Source organism: Mesorhizobium sp. M0715 (assembly GCF_040320355.1).
In the GTDB taxonomy this organism is placed as follows: domain Bacteria; phylum Pseudomonadota; class Alphaproteobacteria; order Rhizobiales; family Rhizobiaceae; genus Mesorhizobium.
Genome location: NZ_JAMYPL010000002.1, coordinates 245220 through 259459, shown reverse-complemented (window position 1 = coordinate 259459; position 14240 = coordinate 245220). Strand labels below are relative to the sequence as shown.

Genomic DNA, 14240 nt, shown 5'->3' with positions numbered 1-14240 from the left:
TAACAATATCAATTGATTTTTCAATGCCGCTGCCAGACACTGGCCTGGAACAGCATCAAGACGTGAAATCTGCAGGCAGCCAGCGGGACAGCGGCCCGGCCGGATGACGGTCGGTTCGCAGGCGTCACCCGCGTCGGCACTGTATCAGCCCAGGAGGAGCGGACATGGGATACGATCGCGGCAAGCTCGACGCGTTGCGTCGCAAATATGGTGAAAGCCATGGCGGCGATGTTCGACCCGAAATTCCGCAAGGTCGCCGACAAGATCTTTTCCAAGAGCGGCACGCGGCTGGCGCCCTATTCCGGCATCCCGACCTTCCTCGCCGCGCCCTACCGCGAAATATCGGCCGACAATCCGGATTTCGGCGACCTTCAGGTAGCGATGATCGGAGTGCCGATGGATCTCGGCGTCACCAACAGACCAGGCTCGCGCTTCGGGCCGCGAGCGCTGCGTGCCATCGAGCGCATCGGCCCTTACAACCACGTGCTGGAATGCGCGCCCACACATGAGCTCCGGGTCGCCGACATCGGCGACACGCCGTTCCGCAGCCGCTACCGGCTGGAGACCAGCCATGAGGATATCGAGCGCCGCACCAACCAGATCGTCGATGCCGGCGTCATCCCGCTTTCGATCGGCGGCGACCATTCGATCAGCCATCCGATCCTGAAGGCCGTCGGGAAGAAAGCTCCGGTCGGGTTGATCCATATCGACGCCCACTGCGACACCAGTGGCCTGTTCGACATGACCAAGTTCCACCATGGCGGCCCGTTCCGCAACGCGGTGCTTGACGGCGTGCTCGACCCGACGCGCACGATCCAGATCGGCATCCGCGGCTCGGCCGAATATCTGTGGGAATTCACCTACGAGTCCGGCATGACCGTGGTGCATGCCGAGGAGGTGACCGGGCTCGGCATTCCGGCCATCATCGAGAAGGCGCGCAGAATAGTCGGCGACGGCCCGACCTATGTCTCCTTCGACATCGACAGCGTCGATCCGGCCTTCGCGCCGGGCACCGGCACGCCGGAAGTCGGCGGGCTGACGACACGCGAGGTGCTCGAACTGCTGCGCGGCCTCAAGGGTCTCAACATCGTCGGCGGCGACGTCGTCGAGGTGGCACCGCAATACGACTCGACCACCAACACGGCGCACGCCGCGGCACAGGTACTGTTCGAGATCCTGAGCCTGATGGTGTTCAGCCCGGCGATCACAGGCAAGGGCGCCTGACTTTCAGAAAAGCAAAGGCGGCCGCCGCGCTGGAGCCGGCGGTCGTGTCAAACAAAGCGTCCAGACAGGGGAATAACAATGACAATCCGCAAGACATTTTCAGCCATCGCCGCCGTGCTGATGCTCGGCACGGCCGGCTTCGGCCTGTCGATTCAGGCCGCCAGCGCCGATGCACTGGCGGACATCACCAAGGCCGGCACCATCAATGTCGGCGTCTTCGCCGACTTTCCGCCCTTCTCCTCGGCCAGCGCCGACATGAGCCTCAAGGGCTATGACATGGACGTCGCGCAATACATTGCCGACACGCTCAAGGTGAAGCTCAATCCCGTCGCCGTCACCGGCCAGAACCGCATCCCGTATCTGAACGACAAGCGCGTCGACATCCTGATGAGCGTCGGCTACTCGAAGGAACGCGAACAGGTCATCGACTTCGCCGCCGCCTACGCGCCCTACTACATCGCCGTGATCGGTCCGGCGGCACTGACGGTCAAGGGCAAGGAAGACCTCGCCGACAAGTCGATCGCCGTCAATCGTGGCACGCTGGAAGACACCTCGCTCACCGAGGCAGCACCGGCGTCGGCCGACATCAAGCGCTTCGACAACTACAATTCGGTGATCCAGGCCTTCATCTCCGGCCAGACGCAGCTGATGGTCGTCGGCAACGATGTCGGCGCGCAGGTGCTGGCCAAGCAGGATGCGCTGAAGCCGGAGCAGAAGTTCCAGCTTCTGACCTCGCCTTCGCATATCGGCCTCAACAAGAACGAGGACGGCCTGAAGAAGGCCGTCAACGATGCGGTCGCCAAGATGCTGGCCGACGGCAAGCTGGACGAAAGCTCGAAAGCCTGGCTGAAGACGCCGCTCAATCCCGAAAACCTCAAGGATTGAGTTTCCGTGGCCTTTGCCTGGCTCCCGGATGCTCTGGGCGACATCGCGCACGGCGCGGCCACGACGATCCTGCTGATCGCCGTGACCACGCTTGCCGGAACGCTGCTCAGCATCCTGGGTGCCGCGGGGCGACGAAACGGCCCGGTTCTGCTCAAGCGGGCAATCGCCTGTTACGTCGAGGTGATGCGCAACACGCCGTTCCTGGTGCAGCTGTTTTTCATCTTCTTCGGGCTGCCCAGCCTCGGCATCCGGCTCGACCCGCTCCTGGCCGCCATGCTGGCAATGACGCTCAACATGGCGGCCTACACCATCGAGATCGTCGGCGCCGGGCTTGACGCCGTGCCTGGCGGGCAGACGGAAGCAGCGCTCGCATTGGGCTTGCGGCCACGCCAGGTCTTCATCAAGATCGTGCTGCCGCAGGCACTCAAGATCATCTATCCCGCGCTGACCAGCCAGATCGTCATCATGATGCTGGAGTCGGCCGTGGTGTCGCAGATCGCCGTGCGCGAGCTGACCTACGAGGCCGACATGCTGCAGGCACGCACCTTCCGCTCTTTCGAGACCTATTTCGTCGTGACGCTGGTCTATCTTGCTCTGTCGATGGCCTTGCGCCGGCTGCTGGTGTCAGGCGGACGCCGTGCGCTCGGAGCCGGCGTGTCATGATCGAGTTCACCTTCTGGGACATCGTACGCAACCTGCTGCTCGCCGCCCGCTGGACGGTGCTGCTATCGCTGGCCGCCTTCATCGGCGGCGGCATCGTCGGCCTGGTCGTGCTGTTCTTCAGGATCGCCAAGAACAAGTGGAGCAGGCGTGTTGCTTCCGGCTACATCGCCCTGTTCCAGGGAACGCCGCTCTTGATGCAGCTGTTCCTGATGTTCTTCGGCCTGCCGATGCTCGGCCTGCGCATCGAACCGTGGACGGCGGCGGCGCTCGGCCTCACCTTCTTCGCCAGCGCCTATCTCGCCGAGATCTGGCGCTCGGGCGTCGCGGCGCTACCCCTCGGCCAATGGGACGCCGGCGCCAGCCTTGGCCTGCACTATCTGCAGGAGCTGAGGCTGATCATCCTGCCGCAGGCCTTTTCGATCACCCGCGCACCCACCGTCGGCTTCCTGGTTCAGCTGATCAAATCGACCGCGCTGACCTCGATCATCGGCTTCGAGGAACTGGTGCGGACCTCCAACGCCATCAACAATGCGACCTTCGAACCGTTCAAGGTCTACGGGCTGGTGGCGCTGATCTTCTTCATCATGTGCTTTCCGCTGACGCAATACGCCCGCAGGCTCGAGAAACAGGCGGCTGCCCGCTGACGCGCCAAGGCAGCGCTCGACTTCAGGCCGGCAGCCCAAGCTGCTTGCGCAGGCTCTTGTCGAATGCGGACGCGGGGACGAAACGGCGCAGGAAATTGACCTGGCGCGCCATTTTTCCCGCCGCATAGCGCTTCTTAGGGGAGGGATCGGTCGCTGCTGCCAAAACGGTGTTGGCGACCACTTCGGGCGCATCGCCTTTGTCCATCGATTTCCGCACGGATACAGTCATCCCGGCGCGCGCGGAGTCGTAGATTTCGAGCGACCGGTCGGGGGCGACAAGATTGTCCTCGAATGATGTGCGGGTATAGGCGGGCTCCACCAGCGAAACGCGGATGCCGAACGGGCGCAATTCGTGATCGAGCGACTCCGAATAACCCTCGATGGCATGTTTGGTCGCCGAGTAGAGTGCGAAATAGGGAGCGGGGATGAACCCCTGCACCGAACTCAAATTCACGATTCTGCCCTTCCCTTGGCGTCGCATTGCCGGCAGCACCGCGTTGGTCACGCGGAAAACGCCGAAGACGTTCACGTCGAACAGCGCCTTGGCCTGGGCGGTCGAGGACTCCTCCGCGCCGCCAAACAGGCCCATGCCGGCATTGTTGACAAGCAGGTCGATGCGTCCGGCCTTGGCCAGAACGTCATCGACCATTGTCGCAACGGACGCGTCGTCGGTCACGTCGCAGGTCAGCATGGTCACGCCGGCGGATGGCTGGGAGCTCGCGCGACGGCTGGTTCCGAAGACGCGAAAGCCGGCGCCTAGCAAGGCATCGGCGGTAGCGCGCCCGATGCCAGAAGACGCCCCTGTCACCAAGGCGACGCCGGGATTGGTCTTGTTCATGGAAATCGTGTCCTTCTTTGCGTTGGATCGGATTGGGAAAAGCATGAGAGGCCGGGGCAAAGGGCGTTGGTCATGACTGCGTCCGGCCACCGGTTAGTTCCAGCGTCTGAACAGGGCGCTGGCATTCACGCCGCCAAAGCCGAAGCCATTGGAGATCGCGTACTCCATCTCCATCGGCCGGGGCGCGTTTGCGACGAAGTCGATGCCGTCGCCGGCCGGATCGGCCTCGCCCAGGTTGAGGGTTGGCGGAGCGATCTGATCCCTGAGCGCCAGGATTGCGAAGATCGCACCCAACCCGCCGGCCGCTCCGAGCAGGTGTCCGGTCGCCGATTTCGTCGCACTGACAGCTATCGCGAAATCGCGCCCGAACACGCTCTTGATCGCTTCGATCTCACCCAGGTCGCCGACTGACGTGGAGGTCGCATGCGCATTGAGATGACGTACCTGGCGTGGCGAAATCCCTGCCTGGGCAATCGCGATCTGCATGGCCCGGCGCGCGCCGTCGCCGTCCTCCGGCCCGGAGGTGACGTGGTGGGCATCCGCGGTCGTGCCGTAGCCGACGAACTCAGCCAGCGGCTTTGCGCCGCGCGCCAACGCGTGGTCCAACGCCTCGATGACCAGCACGCCGGCCCCTTCGCCCATGACGAAGCCGTCCCGCGATGTGTCGAAAGGGCGCGAGGCTTGAGCCGGCGCCCAATTAAAGCCGGTTGAAAGAGAGCGAGCCGCGGCGAACCCGCCGAGACTGACGGTGTTGATGCACGCTTCCGTTCCGCCGCACACGGCGATGTCGGCTTCGTTGGCGCGGATCAGGCGGGCGGCGTCGCCGATCGCCTGGATGCCCGCCGCGCATGCCGTCACCGGTGCGCCGAGTGGACCTTTGAAACCATGACGGATCGAGATGTGGCCCGCCGCGAGGTTCACCAGGAAGGACGGCACCGTAAAGGGAGACAGGCGGCGGGCGCCACGCAGGTCCACCGTGCGCACCGCCTCGGTGATGGCGGGGAACCCGCCGACTCCTGAAGCGATGATCGTGGCCGTGCGCAGACGCTCCGTTTCCAGGGCAGGCTTCCATTGCGCCTGCGCAAGCGCCTCTTCCGCCGCCGCCAACGCAAACAGAATGAACCGGTCCACCTTGCGCTGATCCTTCGCGGACAGGACGGCATCGGCATCGAAACCAGCCTCCGGATCTTCGCCCAGGGAGGGAACCACGCCGCCAATCTTAACCGGCAGCTCTCCCACCACATCGTCCGGAAGCCTGCGAACGCCGGACCGGCCGGCAAGCAGGCGTGACCAGGACGCTTCGACATTGGCGGCCAGGGGCGTGACCGCTCCCATGCCCGTGACGACAATCCGTTGCATCTGCTCTCCTGTCCTTGGTGTGCCGGCGGCGCTGCTCGCGCCGTTCAAGTGGCGACTGCTTCGCGAACCTGATCGGCCGCCGCATCCAGAAAAGCCCGCGCAAGGTCGGGATCGTTGACGACCCGCGAGAGCACGACCGCGCCGACCATCGTCGAGAGAACGGCCATTGCCTTTTTTCCGCTCTTTTCGCTGTCGCCCTCGCCAACCCAACCGCCGAGCATCTCAAGGTACGCCTTGATGCCGTCTTCGAATGACGCCTTCACCTCGGCACCCTGCCTGGCTGCATCCGAACCGAGCGCAACGACCGGGCAGCCGTCCATCTTTTCCCTGCGATGGTCCATGCTGAGGTAGAATGAGATCACCCCGTCGAGCGGGTTCCCAGGATGTGCTGCGGTCGCGGCCGACCATTTGTGGGTGGCGCTTTCCATCGCCCGCCTGGACGCCAGCGCCGCCAGATCGTCCTTCGACTCGAATTGCTTGTAAAAGGCACCCTGGGTCAGCCCGGCACCCTTCATCAGATCCTTGAGGCCGATGCCGTCAAAGCCGCGCTCCCGAAAAAGCCGGCTTGCCACATTGATCACGGTCTCGCGGTTTTCCGCGGCCTGAGTGCGACTCACACGCATCGTCATCTCCTTTTTTAGATTGCATTCGTAATCTATACACTATATAGAGGGTGAACGCAATCTAAAAAAGGACAAATGAGATGATCCGCAAAACCCTGAGCGCCTCGCTCCTGGCGGCGCTGTTTCTTGCAACCCCGGCTCTCGCCGAGGAAGCCACCATCGGACGCCCGATCGAAGGTGGCAGCCTGCACCAGGGACACCTGGACATGGTGGCCTACTACGTTCCGCGCGGCGACCTGCTTGAGGTCACCGCCACTTTCGCACCGAAGACCGGGGGTGATCCGCTGCGGTTCGTCATGGGCCTCGCCAACAGTGACGCCGTGGCGTTTTCCATACCGGGCCACCCGGGCTCGCTCTACGCGTTCTCAAGGTCCGGTAAGGAAGTGACGGTCTCGACCGGGACCGGCACATCCCTGCGAGCCGATGCGACAACGCCCTGACCTGGCGCGCAGGCCGCGGCCGCGCGATGCTGGCCGGGGCTCTCGCGTCCGATCACGCCATCCCAATGAGCCTGGAGAGGTCACATGCTTTACAGCTATTTTGTCGAGAAATCGATCCGGCAGAGCTTCGACGACGTCAACAACCATCGCTGGGACGCGGCGGTGAAGGCCATCGCGCCGCATGTCCATCACCGGGTTGGTGGCGCCCACGCGCTTGGTGGGGAGCGCCACGACAAGCAAGCCCTGCGCCGGTGGTTCGAGCGCCTCGGCCGTGTTCTGCCCACTCTCCATCTCACGGTCAACCACGTCTGGGTGAAGGGCTGGCCGTGGCATACCACCGTGTTTGCCCAGTGGGATGGCACCGCAACCCTGCTCAACGGCGATACGTCCTACGTCAACCATGGTCTCCACGTGTTCACGCTACGGTGGGGCAGGGTTCATGCGCTCGAGGAGTTTTACGATTCACAGGCGGCGGCGCGCGGTCTCGCCGCCCAGGCCGCAGCCGGCCTCGAAGAAGCTGTCGCCGAACAGATAACAAGCTAGCTGAAGCGCGGTCCGAGGACGGCCAAGGTTTAAGGGCCGGTCGCGCTGATCTTTTTCGTCGCGTGCCTTCCGCCTGCGCAGTATGCGCGGAGGGTCGGGAAGCGAGCGCCGGCGCTGGACTGCAAGCCAGGAAACCCAGTGCGGGAGCGCAGCGCTGCATCGATGCCGGTGCTGTCGCGGCAACGGTCGAGCCGAGGCAGGCATATAGCTTTCCTGCTAGGAATAGGCCTTGACATCTTGCCGTTCGAATTGTCCATTTGATGCTTGACCGGGCCGAACGGGGCGGCGAGGGCGGACAGGGGCAAACCGGCGCGTGGATAGACAGTCGAGTCGAGTGCTGTTGAAGACGGTTGGGCTGACAAAAGCCTTTCGAGGGCTGGTTGCCCTGCGGGATCATTCCATCGAGCTGCACGAAGGTGAAATCGTTGGGGTAATCGGGCCGAATGGCTCGGGCAAGAGCACGCTTTTCAACCTGATCACCGGCTTCTCCCAGCCGAATTCCGGTAGCATCGAGATGGAGGGCCGTTCGATCGTCGGCCTGCGCACATCGCAGATCGTCGCGATGGGCATCGCCCGCACCTTCCAGGGTTCTCGCCTATTCGGCAGCCTCAGTGTCGCACAGAACGTGCTGACGGCGGCGCAGCTGCGCCATCCTGTCGGGCCCGCCGATACCGTGCTGCGCGGTCGGCGCTATCGCGAGCGGGTGGCCGCGACGCGGCAGCAGGCCGACGAACTCCTCGACCTCATGGGCCTGACAGATCAGGCCGGCAGGGTCGCCGCGGATCTTCCCTACGGCGATCAGCGGCGGCTGGAGATTGCGCGTGCGTTGGCGACCAGCCCGCAGCTGCTGCTGCTCGATGAGCCCGCAGCCGGGCTTGATTCCAACGAGACCAAGGTGCTGGCGGCGCTGATTCGGACGATCCGTGACCGCTACGGCGTAACGGTGGTCGTTGTCGAGCACGACATGGACCTGATCATGGCGCTGTGCGAACGCATCCAGGTGCTGGCGACCGGCGAGGTGATCTGCGTCGGAACACCGGAGCAGGTACGCGAACACCCGAAAGTGCGGGAGGCGTATCTTGGCCACGCCTAGCCCCGTTCTGCTCAGCGTCGAGAACCTCGAGGTCAATTTCGGCGCGGTGCGTGCGTTGAAGGGCATTTCGCTCGACGTCCATACCGGCGAGGTGGTGGCGTTGGTGGGGGCCAACGGCGCCGGCAAGAGCACGACCTTGCGCACCATTTCCGGCCTGTCGCGGCCGCGCGGCGGCAAGATCATCTTCGATGGCAAGCCGATCGGAGGTATCGCTCCGTCGCGTATCGTAACTCTGGGCATCGCGCAGAGCCCGGAGGGCAGGCGCCTGTTCGGCGGCCTGACGGTGGCCGACAATCTGCGGCTCGGCGCCTGCACCCGCACCGACAAGGAGGCCGTCGTCAGAGATAGCGAGCGCATGTTCATGCTGTTCCCGATTCTCAAGCAGCGGCTGAAGCAACTGGCCGGCACGCTGTCGGGCGGCGAACAGCAGCAGCTTGCTCTGGCGCGCGCGCTGATGGCGGCGCCGCGCCTGCTGCTGCTCGACGAGCCTTCGCTCGGCGTTGCGCCGCTGCTGGTGCGCCACATCTTCAGCGCGCTTGCCGAACTGAAGCGCCAGGGCATGACGATGCTGCTGGTGGAACAGAACATCACGCTCGCGCTGGACCTCGCCGACCGCGCCTATGTGCTGCGCACGGGTCAGGTGGCGCTGTCGGGCCGGTCCGCGGAACTGCGCGACAGCGAACGCGTGGCCCAGGCATATCTCGGGGCGGCAATATGACCCAGCTGGACTATATCCTGCAGCAGATCGTCAACGCGGTGAGCCTCGGCAGCCTCTACGCGCTGGTGGCGGTCGGCCTGTCGATCGTCTTCGGCGTCCTCAAGCTCACCAATTTCGCGCATGGCGACGTCATGATGGTAGGCGCATTCGGGGTAGCTCTGCTGGCGGGGATCGGCGTTCCGTTCCCTGTCGCCGTGATCTGCGGCATCGCCGCGGCGGCCGTCGCGGGCCTCCTCATCGAACGCATCGCCTATCGTCCGATCCGCGACGCGCCCGACGTTGCGCGACTGCTCACCAGCCTCGCCGTCACCTACATCATCGAGAACGTCGGCATCCTGGTGTTCACCTCCTCGCCGCGCAATTTTCCACTCCCCGATATTCTCAACACCTCCTGGGAAATGTCGAACGGCGCCATCACCTTCACCAGCATCAATCTCCTGACCATCGCGCTGACCTTCGTGTCGCTGCTGCTCCTCGGCTGGTTCATCACGCGCACCACGACCGGGCTCGGCATGCGCGCCGCAGCCGAGGACATGTCGGCGGCACACCTTGTCGGTCTGAACGTCAACCGGCTGATCATCGTCGCCTTCATCGTCGCATCCGCCTATGCCGGCCTTGCCGGCATTTTGTGGGCGGCACAGGCCGGCGTGGTGCAGCCGCAGATGGGCTTCACGCCGCTCCTGAAGGCTTTCGTGGCGGCGATCATCGGCGGCTTCGGGTCGATCGCGGGCGCCCTGGTGGGCGGCTACATATTGGGCGCGCTGGAGATATTCATCGTCGCATTCCTGCCGAGCAGCGTCTCGTCCTATCGCGACGCAATCGTCTTCGCCGTGCTGATCGCCTTTCTCCTGGTGCGCCCGGGCGGGCTGCTCCAGCCAAACCGGGAGATAAAGCTGTGAGCCGGGAAGCGCGGATCACACTCCTCGTCCTCGTCGCCCTGGTGGCGGGAGCAGCTGTCGCTTTCGGTGCACCGCACGTGCTGAGCGACTATTTCGTCCGGATTATCCTGCTGATCGCGCTGAATGCAATCCTGGTGCTGGCGCTGTCGCTGAGCAACGGTTTTACGGGCGTGTTTTCGCTCGGTCATGTCGGCTTCATCGGCGCCGGCGCGTATATATCGGGGATACTGTCGATTCCCGTACAGCAGAAGATGGCACTGCTGCCGCATCTGCCGGCGTTTCTGCATGCTTTCAGCCTCCCCTTCCTGCCGGCGACGCTGGTGGCAGGTCTTCTGACGGCGCTGCTTGCCGTGGTCGTCGGTTATCCCTTGATGCGCCTGTCGGGCTATTTCGTTTCGGTGGCGACGATGGGATTCTTGATTATCGTCAACGTGGTGCTGATCAATGCGTCGGATTTCACCCGAGGCGCCCGCACTTTCACCGGTGTGCCGCTGGAGACGACGTTGCCCTGGGTGATGGGTTGGCTCGCCATCACGGTGTTCGTTCTGGCGCGCCTGGTCTATTCGCCTTTCGGGCGCGCCATGAAGGCGGTGCGCGACGACACAATCGCGGCCAGCGCTGTCGGCATCGGCGTGTTGCGGACCAGACTGATCGCCTTCGTCATCGGCGCGTTCTTCTCAGGCGTCGGCGGGTCGCTCTACGCACATTATCTCGGCTCGTTTTCGCCGAACACCTTCTACTTCGCGCTGACCATGAGCCTGATCACAATGCTGGTGCTAGGCGGCATGGGCTCCCTGACCGGCGCGGTGGTTGGCGTCATCTGCGTTTCGCTGTTGTCGGAGGTCCTGCGCTCGGTCGAACGCGGCTTCACGATCGGCGATTTCGCGGTGCCGGCCCTGTTTGGCGCCAGCCAGATCGTGCTTGGCTTCATCTTCATTCTAGTCATGATCTTCCGGCCGAAGGGGATCATGGGGGACCGGGAACTTACGTTCGGATTAACCCAAAGATCGGCAACGGTGAACCAGACAGAGGAACGAAAACGATGATCAAACTCACTCGACGCGACACCATCGGCCTAGGACTGGGCGCATTCTTCGCGCTTGCCTCGGCCAGCACGGCACTTGCTGCCGACACGATCAAGATCGGCTATCCGGCAAACCTGACCGGCATTCAGGCCTCGCTCGACGGTCCGATGCTGAATGGCGCCAAGCTGGCGGCAAGCGAAATCAACGCCGCCGGCGGCGTGCTCGGCCAACAGATAGAACTGGTGATCTACGACTCCAAGAGCGATTCGACGACGATCTCGACCGTCGCCAGCCAGTTGATCGACAGCGACAAGGTCGTCGGCATCATCGGCTTCGCCGATTCCGATTCGGTGCTGGCCATCGGACCGCAGGTCCAGAAGGCGCAGATCCCGTTCATCACGCCCGGCGCGACCTCGCCGAAATTGCCGAGCCAGCTCGGCAACGAGATCTTCCTCGCCGCCTTCGGCGACAACGTTCAGGCTGCGGTTGGCGCGGAATTTGCGCTGAACAAGCTGAACGGCAAGACCGCCTACCTGCTGACCGACATCGGCACCGAATACACAACGCTGCTGTCGGACTACTTCGTCACCGCCTACGAGCATGGCGGGGGCAAGATCTTGGAGCGCGACACCTACAAGATCGGCGACAAGACCTTTACCGCGCAGATCGCCAAACTGAAGGCGCTGTCACCGCAGCCCGACTTCGTCTATGCCTCGTCGAATGCCGAGGAAATCGGCCTGATCTTGAAGCAGATGCGCCAGGCCGGCATCAACCTGCCGGTGGTCGGCGGCGACGGTTACGACACGCCCTTGCTGATCCAGGTCGGCGGCGACGCGGCCAAGGACACCTACTTCACCACCCATGCCTATATCGGTGAGGGCGCCACCCCGAAGGTGCAGGCCTTCATCGACGCCTACACCAAGTCGGCCGGCAATGCCCCGGAGAACGCGTTCGCTGCGCTCGGCTACGATTCGGTCAAGCTGATGACCGACGCGATCAAGCGTGCCGGTGCGCCGGATCCGGCCAAGATCCGTGACGCGCTGGCCGCTACGTCCGGGCTCGACGGCGTGACCGGAACGATCACCTACCGCCCGGGCATTTCGGTGCCGGACAAATCGGTCTCGGTCATCGGTGTCAAGGACGGCAAGCTTGTCCTTGCAAGTGAAGCGGCACCGACCTTCGTCGCGGAGCCGTGATCTTGTCCACTCCGGGTTCCCTTTGGGACATCTACAGGTCGCGGCTCTCCGCCGCGACCTTCACCGACCTGACGCATGCGTTTCATCCGGGCCAGCCGCACTTCCCGGCCTTCCCGGACGAGGAGCGCCGTGCGTTGCTCGATTTTTCGAAGGGCGACGCCTTCCAGGTCCACCACTACGCCTTCGTCGGACAGTGGGGCACCCATGTCGATCCGCCGGTGCACTTCATCGACGGCGGCCGCTCGATCGACCAACTGTCGGTGGCGGAGATGCTTCTGCCGTTGGTCATCCTCGACATCAGCGACAGGGTCGCCGCCGATCCCGACGCGACGCCGACGCTCGACGACATTTCCGCCTGGGAGACACGGAACGGCCGTATCCCGGAAAAGTGTTTTGTCGCGCTTCGCACCGGGTGGTGGCCGCGCTGGCCAGACCCCGTGGCGTTTCAGAACAAGTCGGCCGACGGTATCTCGCATGCGCCGGGCTGGTCGAAGCCGGTGCTGGAGGAACTTTTGGAACGCCGCGGTGTCGCTGCCATCGGGCACGAGGGCATGGACACCGATCCCGGCCGCGCCACTTCCGCGGGTGACGCAAGCCTGGAATACTATGTGCTGTCCCGCGACTGCTGGCAGATCGAGCTCCTGGCCAATCTCGACAAGGTGCCTGACGCCGGCGCGTTGATAATGGCAAGCTGGCCAAAGCCAAAGGCCGGATCCGGCTTCCCGGCTCGCGCTGTCGCCATCCATGAAGCGGCCGGCTGAACGCGTGAAACCGCAGCTGGCGGCGTCTAGGGGCCGCCACACAACGATCACCAGACACACGGAATTCAGACATGGATATAGACACAGTCCGCGATGCTTTTCCGGCGATGGCGAGAGGTGCCGAGCCGAAGAAGCGGATTTTCTTCGACAATCCCGCGGGAACCCAGATGGCGAGCCGTTCGATCGAGCGCATGACGCGTGCCATGATCGAGACCAACGCCAATCTTGGTGGCTATTTCGAAACCTCACTCGCGGCCCAGGCGATGGTCGACGACGCGCATCAGGCGATGGCCGATTTCTTCAATGCCGCGGACCGGCGTGAGGTGGTGTTCGGCCAGAACATGACGACGCTGACTTTCGCCGTCTCGCGCGCCATCGGCCGCGATCTGAACGCCGGCGACGCCATCGTGTTGACGCGCATGGATCATGACGCCAACGTCGCACCCTGGCTGATGCTGGCGGAGGATCGCGGGCTTGAGGTACGCTGGATCGACCTCGATCCAAAAACGTTCGAACTCGACCTGTCGACGCTGGAGGCCACTATCGACGAGGAGGTCAAGCTGGTCGCCGTCGGCTATGCCAGCAACGTTACCGGCACGATCAACGACGTGAAGCGGATCGCGCAGCGCGCACGCGCGGTCGGGGCGCTGAGCTATATCGACGCGGTGCAGTTCGCGCCGCATGGAGTGATCGACGTCCAGGAGATTGGCTGTGATTTCCTGGTTTGCTCGGCCTACAAATTTTTCGGACCGCATCACGGGGTGTTGTGGGGCCGGTTCGATCTGCTGCAGGCGCTGACCGCCTACAAGGTGCGCGCGGCTTCGAACACGCCACCTGGAAAATTCGAGACGGGGACGACAAGCCGCGAGTCGCTTGCCGGGGTGCTTGGCGCCGTCGAGCACTATGCCTGGCTCGGACAGTCCTTCGGCAACGTCCACCCGCAGGCGACGCGGCGCGAGCGCATCGTCGCCGGCATTGAAGTCGCCGACCGTTATGAGCGTGTCCTGACAGCACGGCTGATTGCCGGATTGTCCAGAATTGATGGCGTCTTGGTCCAGGGTATAACCGATGTGGCGGCGCTGGCGCGCCGGGTGCCTACCGTGTCGATCACCGTTGACGGAACCGATCCCGCCGATATCGCCAAGGCGATGGCAAAGGAAGGCATCTATCTCTGGCATGGCCACAATTACGGTTTGGAGCCAATCAAGCGGCTGGGGCTTGCGGACCGCAACGGCGTCGTCCGCATCGGGCTGGCCCATTATAACACCGAGGCGGAAGTCGATTTTCTGTTGGCGAAGCTGGCGGACTGGATGAAGACGCGGACCTGAC

The 14240-nt window shown here is 63.8% G+C and carries 15 protein-coding genes and 1 pseudogene; 13 read left to right on the top strand and 3 right to left on the bottom strand.

Translation table 11 applies throughout. The features are described 5' to 3' along the window. Positions 1-164: 164 nt before the first annotated feature. From speB to NKI21_RS03125, 4 genes and pseudogenes are all read left to right on the top strand, one after another. Positions 165-1224, top strand: a pseudogene (gene speB, locus NKI21_RS03140) (agmatinase). Positions 1225-1302: 78 nt separating this feature from the next. Beyond that, positions 1303-2109 (top strand): transporter substrate-binding domain-containing protein, encoded by an 807-nt coding sequence (locus tag NKI21_RS03135; RefSeq protein WP_023810725.1) that lies wholly within the window; start codon positions 1303-1305, stop codon positions 2107-2109. Between the two features lie 6 nt (positions 2110-2115). After that, positions 2116-2772 (top strand): amino acid ABC transporter permease, encoded by a 657-nt coding sequence (locus NKI21_RS03130; protein ID WP_023810724.1) that lies wholly within the window; start codon positions 2116-2118, stop codon positions 2770-2772. Next, positions 2769-3416 (top strand): amino acid ABC transporter permease, encoded by a 648-nt coding sequence (locus NKI21_RS03125; protein WP_352864486.1) that lies wholly within the window; start codon positions 2769-2771, stop codon positions 3414-3416. The genes NKI21_RS03130 and NKI21_RS03125 overlap by 4 nt, the downstream gene beginning before the upstream one ends. A 22-nt stretch (positions 3417-3438) precedes the next feature. Here the strand turns inward: NKI21_RS03125 and NKI21_RS03120 are convergent, their stop codons facing one another. The 3 genes from NKI21_RS03120 to NKI21_RS03110 all read right to left on the bottom strand — a co-directional run bounded on the left by NKI21_RS03120 (position 3439) and on the right by NKI21_RS03110 (position 6236). After that, positions 3439-4254, bottom strand: a complete 816-nt coding sequence (locus NKI21_RS03120; protein ID WP_352776192.1) for an oxidoreductase — start codon at positions 4252-4254, stop codon at positions 3439-3441. 93 nt (positions 4255-4347) lie between these two features. After that, positions 4348-5613 (bottom strand): beta-ketoacyl-ACP synthase II, encoded by a 1266-nt coding sequence (fabF, locus tag NKI21_RS03115; protein WP_352864483.1) that lies wholly within the window; start codon positions 5611-5613, stop codon positions 4348-4350. A gap of 44 nt (positions 5614-5657) precedes the next feature. Continuing rightward, the gene (locus NKI21_RS03110) at positions 5658-6236 is read right to left on the bottom strand and encodes a TetR/AcrR family transcriptional regulator (RefSeq protein WP_127297537.1); all 579 of its coding nucleotides are present in this window, start codon (positions 6234-6236) and stop codon (positions 5658-5660) included. Between the two features lie 80 nt (positions 6237-6316). Here NKI21_RS03110 and NKI21_RS03105 point away from each other — a divergent pair, with 80 nt between their 5' ends. From NKI21_RS03105 to NKI21_RS03065, 9 genes are all read left to right on the top strand, one after another. Continuing rightward, on the top strand, positions 6317-6676 hold the full coding sequence (locus NKI21_RS03105) for a hypothetical protein (RefSeq protein ID WP_023810720.1): 360 nt from the start codon (positions 6317-6319) through the stop codon (positions 6674-6676). A gap of 84 nt (positions 6677-6760) precedes the next feature. After that, complete coding sequence (locus NKI21_RS03100; RefSeq protein WP_128304215.1) at positions 6761-7219, top strand: nuclear transport factor 2 family protein; 459 nt, start codon at positions 6761-6763, stop codon at positions 7217-7219. A gap of 334 nt (positions 7220-7553) precedes the next feature. After that, the gene (locus tag NKI21_RS03095) at positions 7554-8312 is read left to right on the top strand and encodes an ABC transporter ATP-binding protein (RefSeq protein ID WP_245486190.1); all 759 of its coding nucleotides are present in this window, start codon (positions 7554-7556) and stop codon (positions 8310-8312) included. Then, the gene (locus NKI21_RS03090) at positions 8299-9030 is read left to right on the top strand and encodes an ABC transporter ATP-binding protein (protein WP_352610978.1); all 732 of its coding nucleotides are present in this window, start codon (positions 8299-8301) and stop codon (positions 9028-9030) included. The genes NKI21_RS03095 and NKI21_RS03090 overlap by 14 nt, the downstream gene beginning before the upstream one ends. Beyond that, positions 9027-9929 carry a branched-chain amino acid ABC transporter permease gene (locus NKI21_RS03085; RefSeq protein ID WP_352610979.1) on the top strand — a complete coding sequence of 301 codons (903 nt, stop codon included), beginning with the start codon at positions 9027-9029 and terminating at the stop codon, positions 9927-9929. Before NKI21_RS03090 ends, NKI21_RS03085 begins: the two co-directional genes overlap by 4 nt. Next, a complete protein-coding gene (locus tag NKI21_RS03080; RefSeq protein WP_023810716.1) occupies positions 9926-10975 on the top strand; it encodes a branched-chain amino acid ABC transporter permease in 1050 nt (349 codons plus the stop codon). Before NKI21_RS03085 ends, NKI21_RS03080 begins: the two co-directional genes overlap by 4 nt. Beyond that, entirely contained in the window at positions 10972-12150 is a 1179-nt protein-coding gene (locus NKI21_RS03075) for an ABC transporter substrate-binding protein (protein ID WP_023810715.1), read from the top strand. Before NKI21_RS03080 ends, NKI21_RS03075 begins: the two co-directional genes overlap by 4 nt. Before the next feature lie 2 nt (positions 12151-12152). Next, on the top strand, positions 12153-12911 hold the full coding sequence (locus tag NKI21_RS03070; RefSeq protein ID WP_023810714.1) for a cyclase family protein: 759 nt from the start codon (positions 12153-12155) through the stop codon (positions 12909-12911). A gap of 71 nt (positions 12912-12982) precedes the next feature. After that, entirely contained in the window at positions 12983-14239 is a 1257-nt protein-coding gene (locus NKI21_RS03065; protein ID WP_128304220.1) for a cysteine desulfurase-like protein, read from the top strand. Position 14240 lies beyond the last annotated feature (1 nt).

Excerpts from the sequence above, each read along its gene's own strand:
- NKI21_RS03075 (WP_023810715.1), top strand. The coding sequence starts at position 10,972 with ATGATCAAACTCACTCGACGCGACACCATCGGCCTAGGACTGGGCGCA.
- NKI21_RS03135 (WP_023810725.1), top strand. The coding sequence starts at position 1,303 with ATGACAATCCGCAAGACATTTTCAGCCATCGCCGCCGTGCTGATGCTC.
- NKI21_RS03105 (WP_023810720.1), top strand. The coding sequence starts at position 6,317 with ATGATCCGCAAAACCCTGAGCGCCTCGCTCCTGGCGGCGCTGTTTCTT.
- NKI21_RS03085 (WP_352610979.1), top strand. The coding sequence starts at position 9,027 with ATGACCCAGCTGGACTATATCCTGCAGCAGATCGTCAACGCGGTGAGC.
- fabF (WP_352864483.1), bottom strand. The coding sequence starts at position 5,613 with ATGCAACGGATTGTCGTCACGGGCATGGGAGCGGTCACGCCCCTGGCC.
- NKI21_RS03100 (WP_128304215.1), top strand. The coding sequence starts at position 6,761 with ATGCTTTACAGCTATTTTGTCGAGAAATCGATCCGGCAGAGCTTCGAC.
- NKI21_RS03120 (WP_352776192.1), bottom strand. The coding sequence starts at position 4,254 with ATGAACAAGACCAATCCCGGCGTCGCCTTGGTGACAGGGGCGTCTTCT.
- NKI21_RS03110 (WP_127297537.1), bottom strand. The coding sequence starts at position 6,236 with ATGCGTGTGAGTCGCACTCAGGCCGCGGAAAACCGCGAGACCGTGATC.
- NKI21_RS03065 (WP_128304220.1), top strand. The coding sequence starts at position 12,983 with ATGGATATAGACACAGTCCGCGATGCTTTTCCGGCGATGGCGAGAGGT.
- NKI21_RS03125 (WP_352864486.1), top strand. The coding sequence starts at position 2,769 with ATGATCGAGTTCACCTTCTGGGACATCGTACGCAACCTGCTGCTCGCC.